We start from the raw sequence: 25669 nt of genomic DNA, 5'->3' as shown, positions 1-25669 counted from the left end.
GCCGAAATCGGCCGAAAACCGGCTGGCCCCCGATTGCATCCCTCTGTGTCGCTTCCCCCTATACAGTGATCGTGAAACCGGTTACAAACTAAAAAAACAACGACGCGATTTCCCGCGACTCGTTGCTGCACCGGAGGCAAGGCCGGCCAGCGAAGAAGCGACCGCGGGGAATGTCGGGGGCCAAAAAGGGAGGATGCCGTGAAGTTTCCACATGATTTTCAGACCGTTTCCGCGCGCCGGTCGCGCGCTCGCACGCTCGCTGCCGCGCTGGCATGGAGCAGCGCCGGTGCCGCGCTCGCCATTGGGGTGGCGACGCCGGTGCAGGCGCAGGTCGGCGGTGCCTCGCTGCGCGGTACGGTGAAGGCCGAAGGCGGTGTGTCGCAGGTCACCGCGATCAACGTGAATACCGGCCTTACGCGTACCGCCACGGTCGGCGCGAACGGCAGCTATAATATCGCGTCGCTCCCCGTCGGCACCTATCGCCTCGAACTCACCACGCCGGGTGGCGTGCGCCGCACCGACGAATTCACCCTTTCGGTCGGCCAGAGCGCCGTGCTCGATTTCGACTTTTCGCAGCCTGACATCGCCGAGGGCGCGGATGATGCGATCATTGTCACCGGTAGCCGCATCCGCTCGATGGAGGGCGGCGAAGTCGGCACGAACATCACCCAGCGATTGATCGAGCAACTGCCGCAGAACAATCGTAACTTCCTGGCCTTTGCCGACCTTGCTCCGGGCGTGCAGTTTGTCACCAACGGCACCGACCAGTCACGTCTTCAGGGCGGGGCGCAGGGAAGCAATTCGGTGAATATCTTCATCGATGGCATCGGGCAGAAGGATTATGTCCTGAAGAACGGCGTCACGGGCCAGGATTCGACGCAAGGCAATCCGTTCCCGCAGCTCGCTGTCGGTGAATATCGGGTCATTTCGTCGAACTATAAGGCCGAATTCGACCAGGTCAGCTCGGTCGCCGTCACCGCGGTGACCAAGTCGGGCACCAATGAATTCCATGGCGAAGCCTTTATAGACTTCACCAACCAGAGCCTGCGTGATCGCCGGCCGAGCGAGAATTTTCCGACCTACCTACCGAAGACGCGCACCAAGGATCTTCAGTTTGGCGGTGCGCTCGGCGGACCGATCATCAAGGACGTCTTGCACTTCTTCGTGACCTATGAAGGCAAGCGCCGCATCAATCCGCGCGACGTGACCCCGGGCCTCGAGCTGCCGATCAGCTATTTCCCCGAGAAATATCGCTCGGTGTTCGGGCCGCGGAACGAAACCTTCGACGAGAATCTCTATTTCGGGAAGATCAACTTTACCCCGACGAACAACGACCTGTTCGAATTCTCGGTCAAGTATCGCGACGAAAGCGGCGAACAGTTCAACAGCGGCTTTGCGGCATTTGAAACGCGGACGATCGCGAAGGTCGAGGAATGGCGCGGTCTCGCGCGCTGGGAGCATACCGCCGACACCTGGGTCAACGACTTCAAGGTCGCTTATGAAGACGTGACCTGGGGGCCGCGCCCGCTCAATTTCGGCAATGTATCGATCTTCAACGCCGTCGTGCCCAACGCGCCGCCGGCAACCGGAACGCGCCGCGGCGATATCCTGCGCGTCGGGGCGGGAAGCAACTTCCAGGACAAGGGCCAGAGCGGCTGGCAGGTCTCGAACGATTTCACCTACACCGGGCTTGAAGGTCACACCTTCAAGGTGGGCGTGAAGGCGAAATGGGTAAAGCTCAACACCAACACGCAGAACGGCGTGAATCCGGTCTTCACCTATAATGTGAACTACAATCCCGCTGGCGGGACGTTCAACGACACTATCCCCTATCGCATGACGTTCAGCGCGCCGGTGGCCGGGGGCGATCCGAACATCACGTCGAAGAATTTCCAGTTCGGCATTTATGCCCAGGACGATTGGGAAATCGACGACCGCCTGACGCTCAACCTCGGCTTGCGCTGGGATTATGAGCGGACACCGGCGTTCCTCAACTATGAACATGACCCCGCGATCGCCGAATTCGTCGCCGGCCGGGCGCCGTACACGGCGGCGAACGGCACCGTCACGCCGCCCTATCTGAACCTGCGCAACGCCAATTACGATATCAACGACTATATCTCGACGGGCAGCGAGCGAAAGGCGTTCAAGGGGGCCTGGCAGCCGCGCCTCGGCTTCACCTATGCGCTCGACGACGAGAAGCGCTTTGCGATCTTCGGCGGCTATGGCCGGTCCTATGACCGTACGCAGTTCGACTTCATCCAGCAGGAACTGGCACAGGGCCTGTTCGCGGGGCGGACGTTCAACTTCAACAACCCCGGCGAACTGCTTAATCCATGCACGCCGAGCGCAACCTGTATCGCGTGGAATCCCGCTTATCTGACCCCTGAAGGCCGCGACGCGCTGATTGCGGGTCTGCCGGTCGGTGCCGGACGCGAACTGCGCTTCATCAAGAATGATCTCAAGACGCCCTATTCCGACCAGTTCAGCCTGGGCGTTCGCGGACGGTTCAACCTGCTCGACCTCGAAGTCGGCTACAGCTATGTCGAGAGCAAGGACGGCTTTGCCTATGTCCTCGGCAACCGCCGGCCGGATGGCAGCTTCTTCCCGGCAACGGGGCGTCCCGATGCGCCGTTCAACCAGCCGCCGGCGCCGTTCGGCAGCATCATTCTCGGCACCAACGGGATCGAAACGCGCGCGAACACCGCCTATTTCAAGCTGACCAAGCGCTACACCGAATTCTCGCCGTGGAGCCTCGACGCGACCTACACCTTCATCGATGCCGAAGAAAACCGGCAGTTCGGCGAAACCTTCTCGCTCGATTTCCCGGGCATCGAAAACTATCCCTTCATCTCGGCTACGGGCGTGCGCAAGCATCGCTTCGTGATGGCGGGGACGGTCGATATCCCGCTCGGGATCACCCTGTCGGGCAAGTTCCAGATCGCCTCGCCGAAACGCCTCGCGGCGCTGCTCGACACGGCGGGTACGCCGCCGAGCCGTACGGTCACCTCGATCGAGACGAAGGGCAATGGCGATCGCTGGGGATACCGCCAGATGGACCTCTCGCTCACCAAATATGTTCCGCTCGGCTTCCTCAGCGACGAGGCCCGGCTGCGCTTCCGCCTCGACATCATCAACCTGTTCAACGACCGGAACTACGGCGGTTTCAGCGCGGTGACGGGGCTGCGCAATCCGAACGATCTCGGCCTTGATGGTCCGCCGCGAACGATTAAGCTATCAGCCGGCTTCCAATTCTGACCGGCTGACAAGGCGCCCGGCCCGCACCCCCCTCCCGCGGGCCGGGCGCCCAATTTTTGGAGTATCGAATGTCGTTCCGGATCGGGGCGCTCGCCCTGCCGCTTGTCGCGCTGACCGCCGCCTGCACTGCCAGCCCCGCACGGTCACCCGCCGCCCCGGCGGCGACGGTCCAGCCCCCCGAATCGCTGGCGCCGATGAGCGAGGCCGCCTTTTCGGAAGAGCTGACCGAGCGCACCTTCCGCTATTTCTGGGACACCACCGACACGCAGCGCTGCCTCGCGCCCGATCGCTGGCCGAGCAATCCCTTCTCGTCGATCGCCGCGACGGGTTTTGCGCTGACGGCGTACGGGATCGGCGCCGAGCGCGGTTATGTGACGCGCGCCGAAGCGGCGCTGCGCACGCGCGATTGCCTGCGTTTCTACTGGACCGCGCCACAGGGGCCGGAAGCCGCGGGCAAGACCGGTTACAAGGGCTTCTTCTATCATTTCCTGCGAAATGACGACGGTACCCGCTTCAAGACCAACGAACTGTCGACCGTCGACACCAGCCTGTTCCTCGGCGGCGCGCTGTTCGCGCAAAGCTATTACGACCGGGACGATCCGGTCGAGGCCGAGATCCGCGAGCTTGCGGAAAAGATCTACACGCGCGTCGACTGGACCTTCGTCCAGCGCACGAGGACGGGGACGCAGGCGGCGAACCTGGCGAATTCGCACGGGATCACGATGGGCTGGAAGCCCGAGAAGGGTTTCGAAACGCACGATTGGGTCGGCTATAACGAGGGGATGCTCGTCTATGTGCTGGCGCTCGGTTCGCCGACGCACCCCGTCGGCAAGGACGCGTGGGACAAGGGCTGGGCGGCCGACCTCGAAAAGGACTGGGGCAGCTATTACGGGCAGCAGCATCTGCAGTTCGAACCGATGTTCGGACACCAGTACAGCCATGTCTGGGTCGATTTTCGGGGCATTCGCGACGATTTCATGCGCGGCAAGGGCATCGACTACTTCGAGAACAGTCGCCGCGCGACGCTGGCGCAGCGGGCCTATGGCGCCGACAATCCGAACAAATGGACGGGCTACAGCGCGGACATCTGGGGCTGGACCGCGTCCGACGGGCCCGGATATTCGAAGGACAAATATCGTGTCGGCGAAACCCCGCGCTTCTTCAACGGCTATATGGCGCGCGGCGTCAGCGCGATCCGCGTCGTCGACGACGGCACGATCGTCCCGACCGCAGCGGGCGGCTCGGTGCCGTTCGCACCCGAAGTGACGATCCCGGCGCTGATGGCGATGCGCAAGCAATATGGCGCGCGGCTATACACGCGCTACGGCTTCAAGGACGCGTTCAACCCCAGCTTCACCTTCGCCGATCCGGATATGCGCAGCGGCACGGTCGATCCGGTGCATGGCTGGGTCGCGAACGACTATCTCGGCATCGACCAGGGGCCGATCCTCGCGATGATGGAAAATCATCGCAGCGGTTTCGTGTGGAAGGTGATGCGCAAAAACCCGCATATCGTGCGCGGGCTGAAGCGCATCGGGTTCGAAGGCGGCTGGCTCGATCAGGCAAAGGCCGAGTAACGTCGTGCTCCGGCTTTCGCCGGGGCACGCGGAATCAGCAGCCTCTGCCGATGCAAAGGTCCGCCAGCACCGGATAATGATCCGACGGCAGCTTGCCGCCCGTCTGCTGCGTCAGCGTCGCGTGGCGCAGCACGCTCACGCCCTCGCTGACGAAGATATGGTCGATCGGGCTCGCCTCATCCTGTTCGATTTTGAACGCGTTGAATGTACCGGCGGGGCCGAAATGCGGCGTCCGGCTGATCGTCAGCGTATCGCGCAACGCGCCGGCACCCGGCTCGGTGATCGCGGCATAGGCGGGGCTGGCCGTCGGGCTGTTGAAATCGCCCATCAGCACCACGGCCTCGCCCGGCTTGCGATGCGCGCCGATCCAGCGGCGGATCTGCCGCGCGCCTTCGAGCCGCGCGGTGGTCCCGACATGGTCCATATGCGTGTTGACGACGAGCAGGACATGCTTCGATGCCTTGTCGCTGAGCCGCGCCCACGTCGCGACGCGCGGATAGGCGGCGTCCCAGCCCTTGCCCGGCACGTCGGGTGTGGGCGAGAGCCAGAAGGTGCCCGAGGCCACGAGTGCGAAGCGGTCACGGCGATAGCCGAGCGGCGAAAATTCGCCCTTGTCCTTCCCGTCGTCGCGCGCGGCGCCGACAAAGATATAGGCGGGCAGGTCAGCCTCGAGATTCTGCTTCTGGCGCAGCAGCACCTCCTGCATCCCGACGATGTCGGGGGCGTAATAGGCGACGACGCCCGCGAGCGCCTTGCGCCGGTGCGGCCACGCATTGTCGCCGTCCGACGCAAGGTCGAGCCGGATATTATAGCTCATCGCCGCAACATGGTCGGCGCGCGCCTTCGCCGCGACGGGCTGCGCGAGCAGCGCCGCGGCGGCGAGGGCAAGCAGCCAGCGCCTCATCCGAGGTTCCCGCCGTTCGCCGCGATCACGCTGCTGTAGAAACGCGCGCTGCGCTTCGGCGTGCGGACCTGCGTCTCGTAATCGACATGGACGATGCCGAAGCGCTTGGAAAAGCCGAGCGACCATTCGAGATTGTCGAGCAGCGACCACGCCATATAGCCGCGCACATCGACGCCCTTCTTGATCGCGTCGCCTATCGCCGAGATATGCGTGCGAAGGTAATCGCAGCGCAGCGGGTCGTCGATGCCGTCGGGACCGGCCTTCGGCGGGTCATAGAAGGCGGCGCCATTTTCGGTGATATAGACGGGAATATCGCCATAGGTGTCGCGGAACCAGACGAGCATGTCGGTCAGCGCGGGCGGATAAACCTCCCAGTCGGTCGTCGTGTGCGTCGCATTCTGCCGCACCGGCGACGCGCCGACGGGCCACTGGGCCGGATCGGCCTTCACGACGTTGCGCGTGTAATAGTTGATCCCGATGAAATCGACCGGCTGGCAGATCGCCTTCAAATCCTCGGCGGACCATTCGGGCCACGCCTCGCCGAATATCTCGGCGAGTTCGGCGGGGTAGCTGCCCTTCAGTGCCGGATCGAGATATTGGCGGTTCATGTAGGCGTGGGCGCGCGCGGTCGCGGCGATATCCTCGGCGCTGTCGCTGGCGGGATATTTGGGCTCGATATTGACGACGAGGCCGATTTCGTGCGCGCCTTCGCTGCGATAGGCGGCAACCGCGGCGCCGTGCGCGCGCATCAGATTGTGGCTCGCGATCGGGGTCTCGAACAGGTTGCGATGTCCGGGTGCGAGCGCGCCGTGCAGGTAACCGCCGTCGGTGATCACCCATGGTTCGTTCAGCGTCACCCACTTCTTCACCCGCCCGTCGAGGCGGCGGTACATCACCGAGCCATAGTCGGCGAACCAGTCGGCGCTGTCGCGGTTCAGCCAGCCGCCCTTGTCGTCGAGCGCCGCGGGCAGGTCCCAGTGATGGAGCGTCAGCAGCGGCTCGATGTCGTTCTTCAGAAGTTCGTCGACGAGCCGCTCGTAGAAGTCGAGCCCCGGCTCGTTCACGCGCCCGATGCCTTCGGGCAGCACGCGGCCCCAGTTGACGCTGAATCGATAGGCCTTCAGCCCCAGCTCCTTCATCAGCGCGACGTCGGCGGGCATGCGGTTATAATGGTCGCATGCAACGTCGCCGGTATCGCCCTTCACCGCCATCAGGCGCGGGTCGTGGCTGAAGCGTTGCCAGATGCTCGCCCCCGCGCCGTCGGCAAGCGGCGATCCTTCGATCTGATAGGCGGCGGTCGCCGCGCCCCAAAGGAAGTCGTCGGGGAATACGGTCTGCGTCATTTCTTGTCCTTGGTTATGTTCTGTGAAGAGGGAAGTTTCTGTTCGAGCAGCCAGGCGTAGAGCGCCGGGTCGTCGTAGGCGGGATCCCAGGCGTTGTGGCCGAGGTCGGGATAGATGGTCAGGCGGACCTTGCGGCCGCCGCAGGCGCGGATCGCGCGCGCCATGTTGAAGCTGCCTTCGGGGACGACGACATCGTCGCGGTCGCCGTGGAAGGCCCAGACGGGCAGGTCCATCAACCGGCACGCTTCGCCGGGATTGCCGCGTCCGGCGACCGCGGCGACCGCGGCAAAACGCTTCGGTTCGGCGATTGCCCAGCGCCAGCTCGCATGCCCGCCGCGGCTGAGGCCGGTGAGATACACGCGCGCCGGATCGACGCGATATGTCTTCGCGATATGGTCGACCAGCCGGTCGAGCTTGTCGATGTCCCAATCCTGATCGGTGCCGAGCAGGGGCGAAACGGTGAGGAAGGGGAACGCCGGGTCGCGGTCGGCGATCTTCGGCGGGCCGTGGACTTTGACTTTCGCGACATCGTCGCCGCGCTCACCCGACCCGTGGAGGAAGATCAGCAGCGGATAGGGTGTCGCGCTGTCGGCCAGATAGCCTTTGGGCACGAACAATTGGTACGGGTAATTGCCCGCCTCGATCGGAGGTTGCGGGGCCTGCCCCTCGACAACGGTGGGCGCCTTCGTCCTGGCGGTGGCGGGCGAGGCTGCGAGCGCGAGGCCCAGCAGCGCCGCGGTCCAATATGTCATCATTCGATCCTTGTTTGCACGGGTCATCCCTTGACGCTCCCGGTCAACAGGCCGCTCAGGTAAAAACGCTGGAGCGCGAGGAAGAGGATGAGCACGGGGAGGGTGGTGACGACGGCGCCCGCCATCATCAGCTCGTTATCCTGCACATGTTCGCGGCTCATCGCGGCGAGCGCGACGGGGAGGGTATAGAGATCCTGGTCGGCGAGGACGATCAGCGGCCACATGAAGTCATTCCAGCTGCCGAGGAACACGAACAGCGCGAGCGTGACGATGATCGGCGTCAGGATCGGCAGCACGACGCGGCGCAATATCTGCCCCTCGCTCGCACCGTCGATCCGCGCCGCCTCGAGCATCTCGTCGGGGATCGACAGGCAATATTGGCGGACGAGGAAGATGCCGAAAATGCCCGCGAGCCAAGGGATCAGCGCGCCGGCGTAGCTGTTGACGAGCCCCATCGCCTTCAGTTCGAGAAACAAGGGCAGCATCCCGATCTGTCCCGGCACGACGAGCGCGGCGACGAGCAGGCGGAAGGTCGCATCGCGCCCCTTGAAGCGCAGCTTGGCAAAGGCGTAGCCTGCCGGGATGGTGAAGAGCAGCGCGAGGATGGTCGCGAGCGTCGAGACGAGCAAGCTGTTGGCGAGGAAGCGCCCGATGCCGAAGGTGCCGAACAAGGTGCGGTAATTTTCGAGGCTGGGCGTTTCGGGAAGCAGCGGCGGCGGGAATTGCGCCGCCTCGCCCGGCGCCATGAAGCTGACCGAGACCATCCACAGCAGGGGCGCGACGGTGAGCAGCGTGACGAACGCGGCGAGCAGGGTGACCGACCAGCGACGCACGCTCATATCGCACCCCCGCGTTTCGCGAGCTTGAGCTGCACCAGCGTCACCGCAAGAATGCAGAGGAAGAGCAGGAAGGCGACCGCTGCGCCCGACCCGAGGTTCCACCATTTGAACCCTTCCTCATACATGAAATAGAGGATGGTGACGGTCGACTGGGCGGGGCCGCCTTGTGTCATCACATAGGGTTCGGCGAAGAGCTGGAACATGCCCGCGACGGTGAGCACCGATACGAGCAGCACCGTCGGCGCGATCGCGGGCAGGGTGACGTGGCGCAGCCGCGTGAACCAGCCGGCGCCGTCGATCCGCGCCGCTTCGTCGAGTTCGCGCGGCACTGTCTGGAGCGCGGCGAGGAAGATGATCATGTTGTAGCCGAACGTCTTCCACCCGACGAAGATCAGGATCGCGGGCAGCGATGCGTTCGGGCTCCCCAGCCAGTCGATCGGCGCAATGCCGAACAGCGACAGCAGATAATTCACGAGGCCGTAGCGCGTGTGGAGCAGGTAGCGCCACACGACCGCGGTCGCGACGAGCGTCGTCACATAGGGCGCAAACAGCGCGACGCGCCACACCGGGCGCCATTTGAGCCAGCGCGAATTGACGAGCATCGCCGTGAACAGCGACAGGGTGACGATGAAGGGCACGCCGAGGACGACGAACCACAGCGTGTTGCCCATCGCTTTCCAGAACAGCGGGTTTTCGATCAGCCGTTCGTAATTCTGGAGCCCGACGAAGCGCAGATTGCCTGAATCGGCGAGGGCATAGATGTCGAAGTCGGTGAAGCTCAGGAACAGCGATGCGATCGCCGGAACGACGAAAAAGGCCGCGATCGCGGCGAGCGCGGGCGCGCTCATCGTCCAGCCGGCGCGCGCTTCGCGCCTGTGGCCGACCGCGCTCACAGCGCCTTCCCCTTTTCGAGCATCCAGCGCCGCTTTTCGAGCAACCGGTCGGCGCGGCGGTCGATTTCCTTCGCCGCCGCGTCGACGCTCAATTGCCCGCGCACCATACGTTCGGCGACGACCTGCATCTCGGTGACGATGCGTTCCCATTCGGGCACCTTGGGCAGCGCGGTTGCATGGTCGAGCTGGGTGGCAAAGGGCGCGACGGCTGCGTCGCTCGCCAGTCCTGCTTGGCGCCATACCGAGCGCCGCGCGGGCAGGCTGCCCGTCAATTCGTGGAAGTCGAGCTGCGCGGCGGGCGACAGCAGGCGCGTGAGTACCTCCCACGCGGCGCCCGGATTTTCGGTGCCCGCAAAAACGACGAGGCTCGATCCGCCGGGTGCCGCCGACCCGATGCCGTTCGGGCCGGGATTCGGCGCGGTGCCCCATTTGCCCCGCATCGTGGCGGGCAGGCGGCTCTTCATGTCGCCGATCGTCCACGGCCCCGACAGGAAGACGCTGAAATAGCCGCGCGCGAACTCGTTCCACACATTGGAAATCTGCGCCGACGACGCCAGCGGCGCGAGCCCTTCGTCGAACAGCGATTTGTAGAAGGCGAGCGCCGCCTTGAATTCGGGATCCGAAAAGGCCCCGCGCGCGCCATTGTCGCGCAGCATCCGCGCGCCCGCCGATAGCGCGAGCGTCGTGAGCTGCTCATATTCGTTGAGCGGGTAGAGCAGGGCATAATTGCCGTTGCCGGCAAGCTGCTTCACCCGGTGCAGTGCCGCCTTCCAGCTCGCCCAGTCGGCGGGCGGTGCGGCATGACCGGCGCGCGCGAACAGATCCTTGCGGTAAAATTGCAGCCGTGTGTCGACATACCAGGGAACCGCCCAGGTCCGGCCCGCGATACGGTTGGTGTCGACCACCGCGGCGAACTGGTCGGCGAGGATCGGTTCGGCCGACGCGGGGACCGGGGTAATCGCACCGATCGCCGCCATCTCGGCGATCCAGCTGTTGCCGACCTGTCCGATCGCGGGCAGCGATCCGCCGGCAAAGCCCGTGAGCAATTTCTCGTGCGCCGCGGTCCAGGGCAGCGGCTGCACCTCAATCGGCGGCATGGCAGCGGGCAAAGAGAGCGTCTTCAGCAATGCGGGCAGGTTCGCGCCCTCGTTGCCCATCGCCCAGATCGTCAGCGCCCCATCGCGCCGCGCGCCGCATGCACCGAGCATCGGGAACAGGGGCAGCGCGGCGAGCGCACCCGTCAACTGGCGCCGCGTCACCTGCATCGGGCGCCACGACAGGTCATGCGCGTGCGTCGGCCGCCGTCACCGGCTGCGCGGTCGCATTGTTCGCCGCGCCGCCGGTCGTCCCGCGCGCGATCAGTTCGGGGGTCAGGATCGTCGCGCTCGCCGCGCCCAGCGTCTCGCCGCGCAGGATACGCAGCAGCATCATCATCGCGGTCGATCCCAGCCGGTCGATATGGACCTGCATCGTCGAAAGCGAAGGGTTGAGGTGGCGCGCGAGCGGGATATCGTCGAATCCTGCCACCATGACGTCACCGGGCACCGACTTGCCCGCCTCGGCGAGCCCCGCGATCAGCCCGACCGCCATCTGGTCGTTCGCGGCAAAGACCGCGTCGGCGGGAAGCTGTCCCTGCACCAGCAGCCGCGCCGCCTGGGCGCCGCTTTCTTCGGAGAAATCGCCGGGCAGGATCGCCGGATTGCGCACGCCGCCGATCTTGGCCATCGCGTCGACGAAGCCGCGCTGCCGGTCGCGCGCGTCGCGATTGTGCTTGGGCCCCGCGATATGGACGATGTGCCGCGCGCCGCGCGCGAGCAGCGCCTCGGTCATCGCATAAGCGCCCCGGTAATTGTCGACCGCGACGAAGGGCAGGTCGAGCGGCCCCGCATCATAATTGAGCAGCACCGTCGGAAGCGCGGGGTCGAGATAGTCGGCGAGCAGCTCGGGCTTGAGGTCCGGCGGCATCACGAGCAGCCCGTCGACGCGCCCGCGCATCGCAGCGATCGCGGCGGCGGTTTCGTGGGTGCTGCCGTGCATGTTGCCGAGCAGCAGGTGCATTCCCGATTCATGCGCGACAAGGTCGATGCCGCGGATGATCTCGGAGAAGAATTCGCCGAACAGGTCGGGGAGGATCACGCCGACGGTGTCGGTCTTGCGCCGTGTCAGGCTGCGCGCGCCGCTGTGCGGCACGAAATTGAGCTTCTTGACCGCCGCCATTACCGCCGCGCGTGTCGGTGCGGTGACGTTGCCGAGGCCATTGATCGCGCGCGACGCCGTGGCGACAGAAACCCCCGCTTCGCGGGCGACGTCCCTCAATGTGGCCATGCCGCTTGTCCCCTTTCCCTCCATTGGCGCCGGGCCGCCGATGCGACTCCGTCCCTTGTCTTGTTGCCGGGCGCGGAAACGTTCACACCGTAACCGGTTACATGATGCGTAGGCAAGGTCATTCGCGCGCCTCCCCATGCAGCGCGGCGCCCTCGCTATCGAAGAGGTGCAGGCGACCCGCCGGCAGCAGGACCGGCACGACATCGCCTTCGCGCAGGCTGCCGTCGTCGCGAAGCTGGCACGCCAGCGGTTCGTCGCCCGCGGCGCCGTGCAGGTGGATCGTCGCGAGCCCGCCCAGCCGTTCGATGAAGCCGATCCGGTGGGAGAGCGCGCCCGAAGCGGCTCCGATTGCGATATCCTCGGGCCGGATGCCGACGGAGAGGCGCGTTCCGGCGGGCAGCGCCTTCGCGTGCGACGGCAGAGCGACGATGCGCCCGTCGGGGAATGTCGCTTCCCCGGGACCCGAGACCGTCACCGGCACAATGTTCATGCGCGGGGTGCCAAGGAACTGCGCGACGAAGATGTTCGCCGGGCGCTCGTAAAGTTCGCGCGGGGTACCGACCTGTTCGATCCGCCCGTCGCGCAGCACGATGATGCGGTCGGCAAGCGTCATCGCCTCGATCTGGTCGTGCGTGACATAAAGCGTCGTCGTGCCGAGCGTGCGGTGGAGCGCCGCAAACTCGTACCGCATCCGCACCCGAAGGTCGGCGTCGAGGTTCGACAGCGGTTCGTCGAACAGGAATATCTCCGGCTGGCGGACGATCGCGCGGCCGATCGCGACGCGCTGGCGCTGCCCGCCCGACAGGGCGGCGGGCTTGCGACCGAGCAGGCCCTCGATATTCAGGATTTCCGCCGCGCGCTGGACCTGCCGTGCGATTTCATCCTTGTCCGCTTTCGCGATGCGTAGCCCGAACGCCATATTTTCATAGACGGTGAGGTGCGGGTAGAGCGCGTAGGACTGGAACACCATCGCGATGCCGCGCGCCGACGGGGCAAGGTCGGTGACGTCGCGATCGCCGATGCGGATGCGCCCGCCGGTCAGTTCCTCGAGCCCCGCGACCGACCGCAGCAGCGTCGACTTGCCGCACCCCGACGGGCCGACGATGACGGTGAATTCGCCGTCGGCGACCTCGATCGACACGCCTTTCAGTACCTCGGTCTCGCCGAAGCTCTTGCGTGCACCCTCGATCGTCAGTCCGGCCATGGCTTCCCTATCCCCTTGTGTCTGCCGCGATCAGTGGACCGTCGCGCCCGCGGTGGCCTGACGCGCGGGCGCGCGCCCGGCGGCGACGGCGAAGATGCACAGCAGGACGTAGCAGGCGGCGGGCAACGCGAGCGCCGCCGCATAGCCGACCGCGTCGGACAAATGGCCCGCGAGATAGGGGATCGCCGCGCCGCCGACGATCGCAGTGCAGAGCAGTCCCGACGTCGCCTCGGCGCGCGCGGTCGAGCGTTCGAGCGTCAGCGTGAAGATCACCGGGAACATGATCGAGTTGAACAGGCCGATCGACAGCGCGACGAAGCCTCCGCTCACCCCGCCGACAAATACGACATAGAGGCAGAGCAGCGCGGCGATGGCGGTGAAGAGCGCGAGCAGCTTCGCCGCGGAGAAGCGCGCGAGGAGGACGGATCCGATCGCGCGGCCGACCATCGCGCCGCCCCAGTAAAGCGCAACCGCCTTGCCGGCTTCCTGAAGCGAGACGCCGGGAACGCCGTCGCTGCCCATGATCCAGCCGAACAGGCCGAACGGCGCATCCGATTGGCCCCATACGGCGTCGCTGTTGAGGAACAGCGCCATCTGCGTGCCGATCGCGACCTCTGCACCGACATAGAGGAAGATTGCGAGCCCGCCGAGCAAGGCCCAGCGCGACGAAAAGGCCTCGCGGATCAGTTCGCCCATTCCGGCGCGGCTGCCGATTGGGGCGGGGGGAACGGCTTCGTTGACGATGCGGCGGCTGACCCAGAAGAAGAGGAGCAGCGCGGCGATCAGGCCGCAGATCCAGAAATAGGCCGAATCGATCCCGGCGAGCGCCTGCGCACGCACGGCTTCGGTGACCACCGTGCCTTCCTTGACCTCGACTCCTTCGAGGAACAGGTGCGCGCCGATCAGCGGGCCGAGGAAGGTGCCGAAGCTGTTGAATGTCTGGCTGAAGGTCAGGCGGAAATGGCTGTGCTTCGGATCGCCGAGCGCCGCGGCGAGCGGGTTGGCCGCGACCTGCAGGATCGTGATGCCGCTCGCCAGAATGAACAGTCCGGCGAGCACGAGCGGATAGACCGCGAGGTTCGCCGCGGCGAGCATGACAAGGCAGCCGACGACCATCGTCGACAGCGCGGTCAGGATCGACGGCACCGAATGAAACCGCGCGATCAGCGCGGCGGCGGGGAAGGACATCAGGCCATAGGCGATGAAGAAGGCCGAGGCGGAGAGCTGCGCCTCGGCATCGCTCAGCGTGAAGATGCCCTTCACCGCGGCGACGAGCGGGTCGATCAGCGAGGTGATGAAGCCCCAGGCGAAGAAAAGCACGGTCACTGCGGCAAAAGCCGCGACGGCGTTCGACCGTCCGCCACTGTTGGCGGACGCCTGGCTGGGCATGTCCATGCAGATATCCTCTTCGCCGAAACTATGTTATGTCATCGGTCTAACGGGACGCCGGAGCCAATGCAACCGGTTACATTGCGCTGTGCGACATGCGTGAAATCCCGGCTCCGACCCATCGTCCGGACCTGCCGCGAAATATTCGTTCGCCCCACTGGCGCGCTTGGGCTCGACTGGTTACATGGGCCGCCACCAAACGAATCGCGTGCGCGGCTCCGGAAATGCGGGGCAGGCGCCGCCCGCACCAGAAAGTGGCACCCATGGAAATCATCACCGGCCTGACCTTCGACGATGTTCTGTTGGTGCCCGGCGCGTCGGATATCCTGCCGTCGGATGCCAATCTCTCGACGCAGCTGACCAGCGAAATCAACCTCAACATCCCGATCCTGTCGTCGGCGATGGACACGGTGACCGAGGCCGACATGGCGATCCTGATGGCGCAGATCGGCGGCATCGGCGTCCTCCACCGCAATCTGACGATCGAGGAACAGGCCGCGGCGGTGCGGCAGGTCAAGCGCTTCGAAAGCGGCATGATCGTCAACCCGATCACGATCACCCCCGACGCACCGCTCTCCTATGCGACCGCGCTGATGGACCAGCACCGGATTTCGGGCATCCCGGTGGTCGAAACGGGCGGCAAACTCGTCGGCATCCTCACCAACCGCGACGTCCGCTTCGCCGACAATCCGGGCCAGCCGGTGCGCGAGTTGATGACCGCCGACAATCTGGCGACCGTGCGCCCCGGCGTCGGGCAGGACGAGGCGCGCAAGCTGCTGCACCAGCGCCGCATCGAAAAATTGCTCGTCGTCGACGACGATTATCGCTGCATCGGCCTGATCACGGTCAAGGACATGGAAAAAGCGGTCAACTATCCCGAAGCGACCAAGGACGGCACCGGCCGGCTGCGCGTCGCGGCGGCGACCAACACCGGCGACAGCGGCATCGAGCGCGCGGAGGCGCTGCTCGACGCCGAATGCGACCTGATCGTCGTCGACACCGCGCACGGCCATAGCAAAGGCGTCGGTGCGACCGTCGAACGCATCAAGAAATTGTCGAACCGTGTGCAGGTGCTCGCGGGCAATGTCGCGACGGGCGATGCGACGAAGGCGCTGATCGACGCGGGCGCCGACGGGGTGAAGGTCGGTATCGGCCCCGGCTCGATCTGCACGACGCGCGTCGTCGCGGGTGTCGGCGTGCCGCAGCTCACCGCGATCCTCGACAGCGTCGAAGCGGCGTCGAAACTGGGCGTGCCCGTCATCGCCGACGGCGGCCTCCGCACCTCGGGCGACATTGCGAAGGCGCTGGCGGCGGGCGCATCGAGCGTGATGGTCGGCTCGCTGCTCGCGGGCACCGCCGAAGCGCCGGGCGAGACCTTCCTGTTCCAAGGCCGCACCTACAAAAGCTATCGCGGCATGGGCAGCGTCGGCGCGATGGCGCGCGGCTCGGCCGACCGCTATTTCCAGCAGGACATCAAGGACCAGATGAAGCTGGTTCCCGAAGGCATCGAAGGACAGGTGCCGTTCAAGGGCCCCGCGAAGGACGTGATCCACCAGCTCGTCGGCGGCGTGAAGGCGGCGATGGGCTATACCGGCAGCCGCACGCTCAAGGACTTGCGCGAGCGCGCAAAGTTCGTGCGCATCACCAATGCGGGTCTGCGCGAAAGCCATGTCCACGACGTCGCGATCACTCGCGAGGCGCCGAATTATCCGGTCGGCTGAGGCCGGTCGATGACGCCCGCAGCGCGAATTCAGGCGGCGATCGAAATCCTCGACGCCATCGCCGCCGCCGCGCGCGAGGGCGGTGCGCCCGCCGACGCGATCTTTGCCGAAGCGATGCGCGCGCGCCGTTATGCGGGGTCTAAGGACCGCCGCGCGATCCGCGCCCATGTCTATGACGCGATCCGTGTCGTGCGCTCGCCGCCCGCGTCGGGTCGCGCCGCGATGCTCGCGCTCGTCGATACGCAGCCCGAACTGGCGGAGCTGTTCGACGGTTCGTCATACGGGCCGGCCCCGATCGCCGCCGACGAACCGCGCGGCGAAGCCGGGCTCGCCGCGCAGGCGCTGATCGACCTGTTCGACCCGCTCGTCGGCGAAGACGAAGGCGCGGCGATGCTCGCCCGCGCGCCGCTCGACCTGCGCGCCAACCGCATCAGGGCGACCGTTGCCGATCTCGCGGCGCTTTTCCCCGAAGGCGAAGCGATCGAGGGGGCACCCGACGGCTGGCGCCTGCCGCCCGAAACCGCCGCGGTCCAGCATCCAGCCTATGCCGAAGGGCAATTCGAGGTCCAGGACGCCGCGAGCCAATATGCCTCCGCCGTGCTGGGCGCCGCGCCGGGGCACGCGATCGTCGACCTGTGTGCGGGCGGCGGCGGCAAGACGCTCGCAATCGCATCGCTCACCGGAAACGACGCCGACATCCTTGCCTGCGACACGAATCGTGCCCGGCTCCAGCAATTGCCGCCGCGCGCCGAACGCGCCGGGGCGACGCGCATCGAAACGCGGCTGCTCAACCCCGGACAGGAACCCGCGATGCTCGCCGACTGGCAGGGCAAGGCGACGCATGTCTTTGTCGACGCGCCCTGCTCGGGCAGCGGGACCTGGCGGCGTAGCCCCGAACTGCGCTGGCGCCTCACCCCCGCGCGGCTCGAACGCCACCTCGCCGATCAGGCCAAACTGATTGATATCGGCGCCGATCTTGTGGCGCCCGGCGGCAAACTCCTTTATGCTGTCTGCTCGATCATCACGCGCGAGGGGCGGGCACAGGTGGACGATTTTCTGAACCGGCATCCGGGCTGGACGGCCGACGCCGGCTATCTGCCGGACGGCATCGGCCGCACCGCGGGACATGGTTTCCTGTTCACGCCGGGGCGTGACGGTTGCGACGGATTTTTTCTCGCACGACTGACGGCACCATGTTAGCATCCCCTGTATTGAAGCGATGGGAGAATGCGATGCGTGTCGGTTTTCTGGCTCTTTCGGCGGGATTGATCCTCGCCAGCCTGCCCACAGCATCCGACGCGCAGCGCGCCGACAACGACATCTTCCCCCGCTCGATCGCGCTCCAGCAAGAAGGACATAAGGCGCAGGACGCGGGCGATCTCGACCTGGCGATCGACCTCTATGAATCGGCGCTCGCCGCCGATCCGCGCAACCGGTCGGCGATCATCGCGCTCGCGCAGGTCGCGCGTGCGCAGGGGCTGCCGGGCAAGGCGATCGGCCTCTACCGCGAAGCGCTGGTGCTCGAGCCCAATGACGTTGTCGCGCTGACCGGGCAGGGCGAAGCGCTCGCCGACAAGGGTGCGCTCGAACTCGCGCGCGAAAAGCTCGCCGAGGCACAGCGGATCTGCGACAGTAAATGCCCGCAGGTCGCGGCGCTGGAAAAGACGATCGCGTCGAGCGCGTCGAAGCGCGTCGTCGCCGCCGAAGTGCTTGTGCCCAAGCCGGTCGTCGCGACCGTCGGCACCCACAAGCAGAACTGATTTCGGTCAGGCGCCGAGCGCGCGCGCCAGTTCGACCCATTCGGCGACGCTGACCGTCTCCGCGCGCCGGGTCGGATCGATCCCCAGCGTTTCGGCGACCGCGACGGCCCCCTCGACACCCTTCAGGCTCTGCCGCAGCATCTTGCGTCGCTGGCCGAACCCCTTTTCGGTCAGCTTCGACAGCAATTTCGGCGCGACGCCTTCGGGCTGATCGGCTGGCGTGACATGGACGATCGCCGACATCACCTTGGGTGGCGGGGTGAAGGCCGAGCGATGCACTTTCATCGCGATCTTCGCGGTCGACCGCCACTGCGCAAGCACCGCGAGACGGCCATAGGCATCGGTACCGACCGGCGCGACGATGCGTTCGGCGACCTCGAGCTGGAACATCAGCGTCAGCGAAAGCCAGCGCGGCGGCCACGCCGCGGGCTCCAGCCAACGCGTGAACAGCGCGGTGCCGACATTATAGGGCAGGTTGGCGACGATATGATAAGGCGCGCCGCCCGTCAGCGCATCGACGTCGACCGCCATCGCGTCATCGGCGATCACCGTCAGTTGCCCCGGAAAGGCGTCACCCAGTTCGGCGAGCAAGGGGAGGCAGCGATCGTCGCGCTCGACCGCGATCACCTTCGCGCCCGCACGCAGCAGCGCGCGCGTCAGCCCGCCGGGGCCGGGCCCGACCTCGAACACCGTGACGCCGCCCAGATCGCCGGGCATCGCCGCGATGCGGTCGAGCAATTGTTCGTCAAAAAGGAAGTTCTGCCCCAGCGCCTTGCTTGCCGACAGGCCGTGCGCGCGCACCGTCTCGCGCAGCGGCGGCAGCGGGACCTGCGGCTCGACCTTCACTTCGCGGGTGCGCAGCTGCGCTCGCGGGCCAGCGCCATCCGGGCCGCCATCGCGATCGCGGCGATCGTGGGGCCGGGGTCGGCGGTGCCGGTGCCCGCGATATTGAACGCCGTGCCATGGTCGGGCGAGGTGCGGATGATCGGCAGCCCGAGCGTCAGGTTGACGCCGTCGTGGAAATGCAGCGCCTTGAACGGGGCCAGCGCCTGGTCGTGATAGGCGCACAGCAAGGCGTCGTACCGCTCGCGGATCGCGGGCGCGAACAGCCCGTCGGCGGCGAGCGGCCCATCGACGACAAGCCCTTCGTCGGCGAGCTGTGCGACCGCGGGCGCCATGATGCGTTCTTCCTCGCTGCCCAGCTGGCCGCTTTCACCGGCGTGCGGGTTGAGCCCGGCGAGCGCGATGCGCGGCGTCTCGATCCCGAAATCGCGTCGCAGCCCGCGCGCGACGATCCGTGCCTTGGCGACGATCAACTCGGTCGTCAGCCGTTCGGATACCTCGGCGAGCGGGATGTGCACGGTGAGCGGGACGACGCGCAGGCTCGGCCCCGCGAGCATCATCACCGCATTGGTCGCGGTAACGCCGCAGCGTTCGGCGATGAATTCGGTCTGACCCGGATGCGTGTAGCCGATGCCGTGCAGCGCATATTTGGACACCGACCCGGTGACGAGCGCCGAACTCGCCTGATTGCGCGTCAGCCCGATCCCGGTTTCGAGCGTGTGGAGCGCACAGGTCGCGCCCGCGGGCGTCGGCTGCCCGGGAGTCAGCGGGCCGCTGTCTTCGAGGTGCCAGACAGGCAGGGCGTCGCCGAATGCGCGCACGACCTCGTCCATGTCGGTCACGCGCGCGACGGGACCGTCCCATACGGCGGAGATTGCGGCGGCGTCGCCGATGGCGACGAAGGGCGGCAGGCTGTTCTCGCGGCGTGCGTCCCAGGCACGGGCTGTCACCTCGGGACCGACGCCGGCCGGGTCACCCATGGTGACCGCGATCGGACGTCGATTGTTGATATCCGTCATCAGCTATATTCGATCACGGCATCCCGGCGCAGGTCGCGCAGATAGCGCTGGGCCCGCTTGTTGACCTTGTCCTCGAGAATCTTTTCCTCGATCTGGCTGCGGTCCGGCGCGGCCGCCGTCTGCGGCATGTCGCGGCCGCACAGGACGAGGACGCTGACGCCTTCGTTCGCGGCGCCGAACGGCTGTGTCGTCTGGCCGACCTGAAGGTTGGCGAGGGTGGCCTGCAGCGGGGCGGGCAGCGCGCGCATTTCGATATTGTCACGCGACACGACTGTGGCGCCCAGTCCCTGCGCCACCGCGTCGGCGGCGCCGCAACCGGCGATACCGCGCGTCTTTTCGGCGAACTTGCCGGCGAGTTCGGACGCCTTTGCCTGCGTCGTGCCCGCCGGGAAATCGAGCGAAATCTGCTTCAGGCTGAGGATCGCGTCGCGCGGATCGGCGGTCAGGACCTGACGGCGGTCGATCATCAGCATGATCGAGATGCCGCCGGGCACCTCGACCGGGCCGATGAGCTGGCCGGGCTGCATCTGCGTCGCGGCCTCGCCCATCGAAGCGGGGAGCTGGCCGGCTTTCACCCAGCCCAGATCGCCGCCGACGACGGCGGTCGATGCTTCCGAAAACTGGCGCGCATAGGCGGCGAAGCTACCGCCCGCCTGCAACGCCTGGATGATCTTCTTGGCATTCTCGCTGACCGCCGCGGCCGTCTCGGGCGTCGCCGACAGATAGATTTCGCCGAGGTGGAATTCATCCTGCCCCTTGGAATCATTGAGCTGCTTGACGACGATCTCGACCTCTTCGGGCGAAACGTTGGTCGTCGACTGGATGTTGCGCGACAACAGGCGGTCCCAGGCGAATTCGCCGCGGATCTGCTGTTTCACCGCTGCAGCCGACGAGCCTTTGGACGCCAGATAGGTCGCAAACTGGTCGGGGGTCTGCTTGAAACGCGTCGCGAGCCGCGCGAACTGGTCGTTCACGACATTTTCGTCGATCGTGATCTCGGCCGCCTTGGCTTCCTGAATCTGCAATTTCTCGTCGATCAGGTTGCTGAACACCTGACTGCGCAAACGCTGCACCTCTTCGGGCGGCAGCTCGACATTGTTGTTCGCAATGCGGATCAGCGCCATGCGCTGTTCGATGTCGGTCGCCGTGATGATCTCGCCGTTCACCGAGGCGGACGGGCGATAGACGTTCGGCTTTGCATCGCCGAAAAGCTGCACATTGCCGGGAATGTTGAGGCTGGTCGTCGGCACTTCGCTGTCGGCAACGGTCTGGGCCAGCACGGGCGTTACGCCGACGGCGGCCAGAGCGATCAGGCCGGTCATGGTCGAAAATTTGGTCATCTTTACCCTATTCGAGAAAGTCCGGACGCTCCGTATCAGCGGAAACGCCCGATGGTCCAGCGCAATCCGCGATGTGGGACGGTTTGATGCCAGCAGATAGCGTGCGGACGCTGAACCTAGGCTGAGCGGAACCGGTCAGAACCCCAGGTTGCGGAATGCGATGCGGAACGAGAAGCTGTTGCCGCGTTTCGCGTCGCCGGTGTCGGCATAGTCGCGCCGCCAGGTCAGCGCGATCGACAGGCAATCGTCGTCATAAGCGACGCCCAGGCGGTGGCGTATCGGTTCGAACCCATCGGCGCCGCTCAGCGGATCGTCGCTGCGCTGCGTCAGGTCGACGATCGCGGAGCCGAACAGCGACCAGTGTTTTGCAAAGGCGACGCGGCCGCCGGCGCGAACTTCTTCGCGGTCCTGCAAATCTTCGCCGAGCAGCAATATATCGCGGTTGAGCCGCGAATAGCCGATCACCGCATAGGTCGAGCGGCTGCCGATCGTCGCGTCGAATTCGTTGCGGCGAACCGCCAGATTATCCTTGTCGAGCCGGAAACGGTGCGTCAGGCGCAGGAAATCGCGGTATGCAATCGTCGTGCGCCCGACGATGTCCGACGTGCGGTCGGTCAGCCCGGTGCCGTCGGGGAAGAGCGCTGGCTTGTCCGACAGGCGATAGCTCTGCCCGACCATGCTGTTGATATTGAAACCGGGGCGGCTGTAGTTCCACTCGACGCCATAAGTGATGCGCGCGCCATCCTCGAACCGGTCGTGGCCGTTGAAGCGGTTGATCGCGAAGAGATTGCTGTCCTCGAGGTCGAAGGCGCGCGAATCCTCGTTCGGGATGTCGAGATTCTTGATCGGCGGCGTCGCAACCAGCTGCACGCGCGGGGTCAGCGTCTGAGTGCCGCCCGCGAATTCGCCGATGAACGGCCAGCGCATGTCGGCGGCGACCGCGGCGATGCCGCGCGCCTGCCAGCCCGATTTGCCGCGATAGCCGGGGATGGCGGTCAGCAGATTTTCGTCGCTGTGATAAACATCGCCGCGCACGAGCGCGGTCAGCGTCACTTCCTGACCTAGTCCGGTCAGACCGCGCAAATTCCATTGCGCCCCCGCAAAGGCGCGCTGCGTGTCCTGTCCGGCGGTGCGCCCGATCGCGAGCGTGTTCAATTGCAGTTCGAGCTGCCCGCCGAACAGCGGATCGGCGATACGCTGGCGATAGTCGATGATCGGCAGCGCGATCGCCTGCTGCCCCTGGACGTCGTTCGCGCGCAGCGTCTGCGTCGCCCAGCCGGCGATCGAGAGGTAGGAGTTGCCGCCGATTCGTTCGAGCTCGAAGGTCGAGCGCAGCCGGTCGTCGCGGCTGATGTCGTAACGGCGCATGAAGGTGCGGTCGGTCGCGATCCGCCCCGAATAGGTCAGGCTCCAGCGCGGGTCGAACTGGAACTTGCCCGCGCTTTCGAGGTAGCCGCGGAACCGCTTCCGGCTGTCGGGATCGTCGCCCGTCAGCGGGACGAGCGACCCATAGGTTGCATAGCCGTTGATGCGGAACGACCCGATGTCGGTCAGCGCGCGGAACTCGCCCTCCATCATCGGGGCGGCGCTGGTGTAGATGTGCGGCGTGAGCGTGATGTCGCGGTCGGGCGCGATGCGCAGATAATAGGGGACCGCGATTTCGAACCCGTTGCTGCGGTCGAGCCGGATTTCGGGAACCAAAATGCCGCTGCTCGGCTCGTTGTTGATCGAATGGCTGAGGCCGGGCAGCGGGATCAGCGGCAGGCCGAAAATCTCGACGCGCGCGCCCTTGTACCGCACCTTGTTCTTCGCCCGGTCGTACATCACCTTGACCGCGCGAATCTGCCAGCTCGGATTCTTGGGGCAGCCCGCGTCATCTTCGACCGGGCAGGGGGTATAGGCGGCATTTTCGAGTTCGATATTCCCGTTGTCGAAGCGCGTTCCCTTGATCGCGGCGAGGCGCGATCCATTGTCGAGCACGACGAGCAAATTGTCGACGACACCGTCGCGCAAGGTATCGGTCAGCTCGATCTTGTCCCCATAGGCGATATCGCCTTCGGGGTTTTTGATCATCACATTGCCCTCGGCGAACACCTGTCCCGTCTGCCGGTTCCACGTCACCTTGTCTGCGCGCATCTCGACCGCTTCGCGGTTCATCTGGACATTGCCGTCGGCAACGACGACCTCGGTATCGCTGTCGTAATTGAGGTTATCTGCTGCAAAACCGATCTGGTCCTCGGACTGGACTGCCGGGGCATCGAGGGTCGTCGGAACGACGTCGGGCGTCTGGAGGTCGGGCTCGCCCGCCGCCGCTTCCGGCTGGGCCGGATTCGCCTCTGTCTGGGCCAGCACCGGGCTCGCGACCAATGCCAGGCCGCTCGCCGTCGCCAGCCAGAACGGCCGCGCAGGCGCCGCCCGATGGAACAAAGCCCAGCTCATTTAATCCCTTTGTCCCGAACCCTATATAGACATTCGCCGGCTTGGACCGGCAGCTTTGTTTTTGCAACTCGCAAGCGAAACCCCTATCGGTCCGCCACGTTCCAATCAATCATCGCATAAGAAAGTTAAGGCATGGACATTCAGTTTGTCGCGCAAATCGATGCGTCTGCCGACGTCGTCGCTTTTCCGGTCCGCAAGGGCGAAGCGGGCGCGCTCGGCGCGCTGCTGGGCGCCGCGGCGGCGCAGGCACGCTTCGACGGTGCGGCGGGCACCGTGGCAGAGACCGCGGCGATCGACGGCGACCAGGCGAAGCGGTTGCTGCTCGTCGGCATCGGCGAGGGTGGCGAGCTCGACCTCGAGCGTGGCGGCGCCGCGCTGACGGCGAAGCTGCAGACGAGCGGCGCGACCGCGGTCCATGTCGATTTCGCGAGCACGGGGCAGAGCGATGCCGACGACGTCCTCGCCTTTGCCATGGGCGCGCTCCTTCGCAACTGGCGCCTCGATACCTATCGCACGCGCCTCGCCGACAAGGCGAAGCCGAGCCTTAAGACGGTGATCATCGCCTCGCCGCACGGCGACCTGTCGGATCGTTGGGCCGAAAATGAAGCGATTGCCGATGGCGTCGCGCTCACCCAGACGCTCGTCGCCGAACCGCCGAACATCCTCTACCCCGAAAGCTTCGTCGAACGCTGCCAGCATCTGACCGAGCTCGGCGTCGAACTCGAGGTGCTCGACGAACGCCAGATGAAGGCGCTCGGCATGGGGGCGCTGCTCGGCGTCGCGCAGGGGTCGACGCGTCCGCCGCGGCTGCTCGCGATGCGCTGGAACGGCGGCAATCCGGGCGACGCGCCCGTGGTCTTTATCGGCAAGGGCGTTACCTTCGACACCGGCGGGATCAGCCTGAAACCCGGCGCCGGCATGGACATGATGAAATGGGATATGGGCGGCGCGGGCGCCGTCGCGGGCGCGATAAAGGCGATCGCCGGCCGCAAGGCGAAGGCGAATGTCGTGGGCGTCGTCGGCCTTGTCGAGAATATGCCCGACGGCAATGCGATGCGCCCCGGCGACGTCGTGACCACCATGTCGGGCCAGACGGTCGAGGTGCTCAACACCGACGCCGAAGGGCGCCTGGTCCTCTGCGATGCGATCAGCTGGGCGCAAAGCGCCTATGATCCCAAGGTGATCGTCGATCTCGCGACGCTGACCGGTGCGATGGTGATTTCGCTGGGTCACGAATATGCCGGTATCTTCGCTAACGATGACAAGCTCGCCGCCGACCTGCTCGCCGCGGGCGAGGTCAGCAACAACAAATTGTGGCGCTTCCCGCTGTCGCCCGCTTACGACAAGCTGATCGACAGCCCGATCGCCGACATGAAGAATATCGGCCCGCGCGAAGGCGGTTCGATCACCGCGGCGCAGTTCCTGAAGCGTTATGTCGGCGAGGGCGTCGCCTGGGCGCATCTCGACATCGCGGGCATGGCGTGGGCCGACAAGGACGGCCCGGTGTGGGCGAAGGGCGCGACCGGTTATGGCGTGCGCTTGCTCGACCGCTACATCGCCGCCAACCACGAAGGCTGAACGAAGCGGGGCAGGGGAGCATGGCGCGCGTCGACTTTTACCGGCTGACCCGCGACCCGGTCGAACGGGTGCTCCCCGCGCTCGCGACGCGCATCCTCGCGAACGGCGACCGCCTGCTGGTGGTCGCCGCGTCCGCGATGCAGCGGCAGGCGATCGACGAGGCGCTGTGGACGCTGACGCCGGCGAGCTTCCTGCCGCATGGGGCTGCGGGTTCGCCCGACGAAGAGATCGAACCGATCCTGATTTCGGGCACGCTCGCGGCCTCGCCGCCGAACCGCGCCAGCCACCTAGCGCTCGCCGATGGCGAATGGCGCGAGGAGGCGCTGGGCTTCGAGCGCACCTTCCTGCTCTTCGACAACAGCCGCATCGACGACGCGCGGGCGCTCTGGCGCACGCTCGCCGCGCGCGACGATGTCGATAACCGCTTCTGGAAACAGGACGAAAACGGCCGCTGGTCCGAAGGCCCCTGACAGGGCCGGTGTGAC

General features: G+C 66.0%; 20 protein-coding genes. 7 read left to right on the top strand and 13 right to left on the bottom strand.

Going from position 1 to position 25669, the window contains the following annotated elements; translation table 11 throughout:
* The first annotated feature begins 198 nt into the window (after positions 1–198).
* Together ACIPPQ_RS09265 and ACIPPQ_RS09260 are read left to right on the top strand one after the other, a co-directional pair.
* Complete coding sequence (locus ACIPPQ_RS09265) at positions 199–3258, top strand: TonB-dependent receptor domain-containing protein (RefSeq protein ID WP_446543821.1); 3060 nt, start codon at positions 199–201, stop codon at positions 3256–3258.
* A 68-nt stretch (positions 3259–3326) separates the two neighbouring features.
* On the top strand, positions 3327–4835 hold the full coding sequence (locus ACIPPQ_RS09260; RefSeq protein ID WP_446543820.1) for a glucoamylase family protein: 1509 nt from the start codon (positions 3327–3329) through the stop codon (positions 4833–4835).
* A 34-nt stretch (positions 4836–4869) separates the two neighbouring features.
* Here the strand turns inward: ACIPPQ_RS09260 and ACIPPQ_RS09255 are convergent, their stop codons facing one another.
* The 9 genes from ACIPPQ_RS09255 to ACIPPQ_RS09215 form a co-directional block, all read right to left on the bottom strand.
* Positions 4870–5739, bottom strand: a complete 870-nt coding sequence (locus ACIPPQ_RS09255; protein ID WP_446543819.1) for an endonuclease/exonuclease/phosphatase family protein — start codon at positions 5737–5739, stop codon at positions 4870–4872.
* Positions 5736–7082, bottom strand: coding sequence for a GH1 family beta-glucosidase (locus tag ACIPPQ_RS09250; RefSeq protein ID WP_446543818.1), 1347 nt, complete (start codon positions 7080–7082; stop codon positions 5736–5738). Before ACIPPQ_RS09250 ends, ACIPPQ_RS09255 begins: the two co-directional genes overlap by 4 nt.
* On the bottom strand, positions 7079–7834 hold the full coding sequence (locus ACIPPQ_RS09245; protein WP_446543817.1) for a carboxylesterase family protein: 756 nt from the start codon (positions 7832–7834) through the stop codon (positions 7079–7081). The genes ACIPPQ_RS09250 and ACIPPQ_RS09245 overlap by 4 nt, the downstream gene beginning before the upstream one ends.
* A 23-nt stretch (positions 7835–7857) precedes the next feature.
* Complete coding sequence (locus ACIPPQ_RS09240; protein ID WP_446543816.1) at positions 7858–8673, bottom strand: carbohydrate ABC transporter permease; 816 nt, start codon at positions 8671–8673, stop codon at positions 7858–7860.
* Positions 8670–9566: a carbohydrate ABC transporter permease gene (locus tag ACIPPQ_RS09235; RefSeq protein WP_446543815.1), complete on the bottom strand. Its 897-nt coding sequence runs from the start codon at positions 9564–9566 to the stop codon at positions 8670–8672. Before ACIPPQ_RS09235 ends, ACIPPQ_RS09240 begins: the two co-directional genes overlap by 4 nt.
* Positions 9563–10831, bottom strand: a complete 1269-nt coding sequence (locus ACIPPQ_RS09230; RefSeq protein WP_446543814.1) for an extracellular solute-binding protein — start codon at positions 10829–10831, stop codon at positions 9563–9565. Before ACIPPQ_RS09230 ends, ACIPPQ_RS09235 begins: the two co-directional genes overlap by 4 nt.
* Before the next feature lie 16 nt (positions 10832–10847).
* Positions 10848–11891 (bottom strand): LacI family DNA-binding transcriptional regulator, encoded by a 1044-nt coding sequence (locus tag ACIPPQ_RS09225; protein ID WP_446543813.1) that lies wholly within the window; start codon positions 11889–11891, stop codon positions 10848–10850.
* 118 nt (positions 11892–12009) lie between these two features.
* Positions 12010–13095 (bottom strand): ABC transporter ATP-binding protein, encoded by a 1086-nt coding sequence (locus ACIPPQ_RS09220; RefSeq protein ID WP_446543812.1) that lies wholly within the window; start codon positions 13093–13095, stop codon positions 12010–12012.
* 30 nt (positions 13096–13125) lie between these two features.
* Entirely contained in the window at positions 13126–14490 is a 1365-nt protein-coding gene (locus ACIPPQ_RS09215; protein ID WP_446543811.1) for an MFS transporter, read from the bottom strand.
* A gap of 257 nt (positions 14491–14747) precedes the next feature.
* Between ACIPPQ_RS09215 and guaB the strand changes: the two genes are divergently transcribed.
* Genes guaB through ACIPPQ_RS09200 form a run of 3 tightly spaced genes read left to right on the top strand, consistent with a single transcriptional unit; the run spans position 14748 to position 17965 of the window.
* Positions 14748–16205, top strand: coding sequence for an IMP dehydrogenase (gene guaB, locus ACIPPQ_RS09210; protein ID WP_446543810.1), 1458 nt, complete (start codon positions 14748–14750; stop codon positions 16203–16205).
* 9 nt (positions 16206–16214) lie between these two features.
* A complete protein-coding gene (locus tag ACIPPQ_RS09205) occupies positions 16215–17405 on the top strand; it encodes an RsmB/NOP family class I SAM-dependent RNA methyltransferase (RefSeq protein ID WP_446543809.1) in 1191 nt (396 codons plus the stop codon).
* A gap of 32 nt (positions 17406–17437) precedes the next feature.
* Complete coding sequence (locus ACIPPQ_RS09200) at positions 17438–17965, top strand: tetratricopeptide repeat protein (RefSeq protein ID WP_446543808.1); 528 nt, start codon at positions 17438–17440, stop codon at positions 17963–17965.
* A 6-nt stretch (positions 17966–17971) separates the two neighbouring features.
* Here the strand turns inward: ACIPPQ_RS09200 and rsmA are convergent, their stop codons facing one another.
* The 4 genes from rsmA to ACIPPQ_RS09180 all read right to left on the bottom strand — a co-directional run bounded on the left by rsmA (position 17972) and on the right by ACIPPQ_RS09180 (position 23606).
* The gene (gene rsmA / locus ACIPPQ_RS09195) at positions 17972–18787 is read right to left on the bottom strand and encodes a 16S rRNA (adenine(1518)-N(6)/adenine(1519)-N(6))-dimethyltransferase RsmA (RefSeq protein ID WP_446543977.1); all 816 of its coding nucleotides are present in this window, start codon (positions 18785–18787) and stop codon (positions 17972–17974) included.
* Between the two features lie 20 nt (positions 18788–18807).
* Entirely contained in the window at positions 18808–19827 is a 1020-nt protein-coding gene (pdxA, locus tag ACIPPQ_RS09190; RefSeq protein ID WP_446543807.1) for a 4-hydroxythreonine-4-phosphate dehydrogenase PdxA, read from the bottom strand.
* Positions 19827–21167: a peptidylprolyl isomerase gene (locus ACIPPQ_RS09185; protein WP_446543806.1), complete on the bottom strand. Its 1341-nt coding sequence runs from the start codon at positions 21165–21167 to the stop codon at positions 19827–19829. The genes pdxA and ACIPPQ_RS09185 overlap by 1 nt, the downstream gene beginning before the upstream one ends.
* Positions 21168–21302: 135 nt before the next feature.
* Positions 21303–23606: an LPS-assembly protein LptD gene (locus tag ACIPPQ_RS09180; RefSeq protein WP_446543805.1), complete on the bottom strand. Its 2304-nt coding sequence runs from the start codon at positions 23604–23606 to the stop codon at positions 21303–21305.
* A gap of 132 nt (positions 23607–23738) precedes the next feature.
* Here ACIPPQ_RS09180 and ACIPPQ_RS09175 point away from each other — a divergent pair, with 132 nt between their 5' ends.
* Both ACIPPQ_RS09175 and ACIPPQ_RS09170 read left to right on the top strand, forming a co-directional pair.
* A complete protein-coding gene (locus ACIPPQ_RS09175) occupies positions 23739–25184 on the top strand; it encodes a leucyl aminopeptidase (RefSeq protein ID WP_446543804.1) in 1446 nt (481 codons plus the stop codon).
* A 20-nt stretch (positions 25185–25204) separates the two neighbouring features.
* Positions 25205–25654 (top strand): DNA polymerase III subunit chi, encoded by a 450-nt coding sequence (locus ACIPPQ_RS09170; RefSeq protein WP_446543803.1) that lies wholly within the window; start codon positions 25205–25207, stop codon positions 25652–25654.
* Positions 25655–25669: the final 15 nt, after the last annotated feature.

Source organism: Sphingopyxis sp. LARHCG72 (assembly GCF_052871675.1).
This window is presented reverse-complemented; position numbering and strand designations above follow the sequence as displayed.

Excerpts from the sequence above, each read along its gene's own strand:
- ACIPPQ_RS09240 (WP_446543816.1), bottom strand. The coding sequence starts at position 8,673 with ATGAGCGTGCGTCGCTGGTCGGTCACCCTGCTCGCCGCGTTCGTCACG.
- pdxA (WP_446543807.1), bottom strand. The coding sequence starts at position 19,827 with ATGACGGATATCAACAATCGACGTCCGATCGCGGTCACCATGGGTGAC.
- ACIPPQ_RS09215 (WP_446543811.1), bottom strand. The coding sequence starts at position 14,490 with ATGGACATGCCCAGCCAGGCGTCCGCCAACAGTGGCGGACGGTCGAAC.
- ACIPPQ_RS09220 (WP_446543812.1), bottom strand. The coding sequence starts at position 13,095 with ATGGCCGGACTGACGATCGAGGGTGCACGCAAGAGCTTCGGCGAGACC.
- ACIPPQ_RS09250 (WP_446543818.1), bottom strand. The coding sequence starts at position 7,082 with ATGACGCAGACCGTATTCCCCGACGACTTCCTTTGGGGCGCGGCGACC.
- ACIPPQ_RS09245 (WP_446543817.1), bottom strand. The coding sequence starts at position 7,834 with ATGACATATTGGACCGCGGCGCTGCTGGGCCTCGCGCTCGCAGCCTCG.
- ACIPPQ_RS09230 (WP_446543814.1), bottom strand. The coding sequence starts at position 10,831 with ATGCAGGTGACGCGGCGCCAGTTGACGGGTGCGCTCGCCGCGCTGCCC.
- ACIPPQ_RS09200 (WP_446543808.1), top strand. The coding sequence starts at position 17,438 with ATGCGTGTCGGTTTTCTGGCTCTTTCGGCGGGATTGATCCTCGCCAGC.
- ACIPPQ_RS09180 (WP_446543805.1), bottom strand. The coding sequence starts at position 23,606 with ATGAGCTGGGCTTTGTTCCATCGGGCGGCGCCTGCGCGGCCGTTCTGG.
- ACIPPQ_RS09260 (WP_446543820.1), top strand. The coding sequence starts at position 3,327 with ATGTCGTTCCGGATCGGGGCGCTCGCCCTGCCGCTTGTCGCGCTGACC.
- guaB (WP_446543810.1), top strand. The coding sequence starts at position 14,748 with ATGGAAATCATCACCGGCCTGACCTTCGACGATGTTCTGTTGGTGCCC.
- ACIPPQ_RS09225 (WP_446543813.1), bottom strand. The coding sequence starts at position 11,891 with ATGGCCACATTGAGGGACGTCGCCCGCGAAGCGGGGGTTTCTGTCGCC.
- ACIPPQ_RS09255 (WP_446543819.1), bottom strand. The coding sequence starts at position 5,739 with ATGAGGCGCTGGCTGCTTGCCCTCGCCGCCGCGGCGCTGCTCGCGCAG.
- ACIPPQ_RS09170 (WP_446543803.1), top strand. The coding sequence starts at position 25,205 with ATGGCGCGCGTCGACTTTTACCGGCTGACCCGCGACCCGGTCGAACGG.
- ACIPPQ_RS09175 (WP_446543804.1), top strand. The coding sequence starts at position 23,739 with ATGGACATTCAGTTTGTCGCGCAAATCGATGCGTCTGCCGACGTCGTC.
- ACIPPQ_RS09205 (WP_446543809.1), top strand. The coding sequence starts at position 16,215 with ATGACGCCCGCAGCGCGAATTCAGGCGGCGATCGAAATCCTCGACGCC.
- ACIPPQ_RS09185 (WP_446543806.1), bottom strand. The coding sequence starts at position 21,167 with ATGACCAAATTTTCGACCATGACCGGCCTGATCGCTCTGGCCGCCGTC.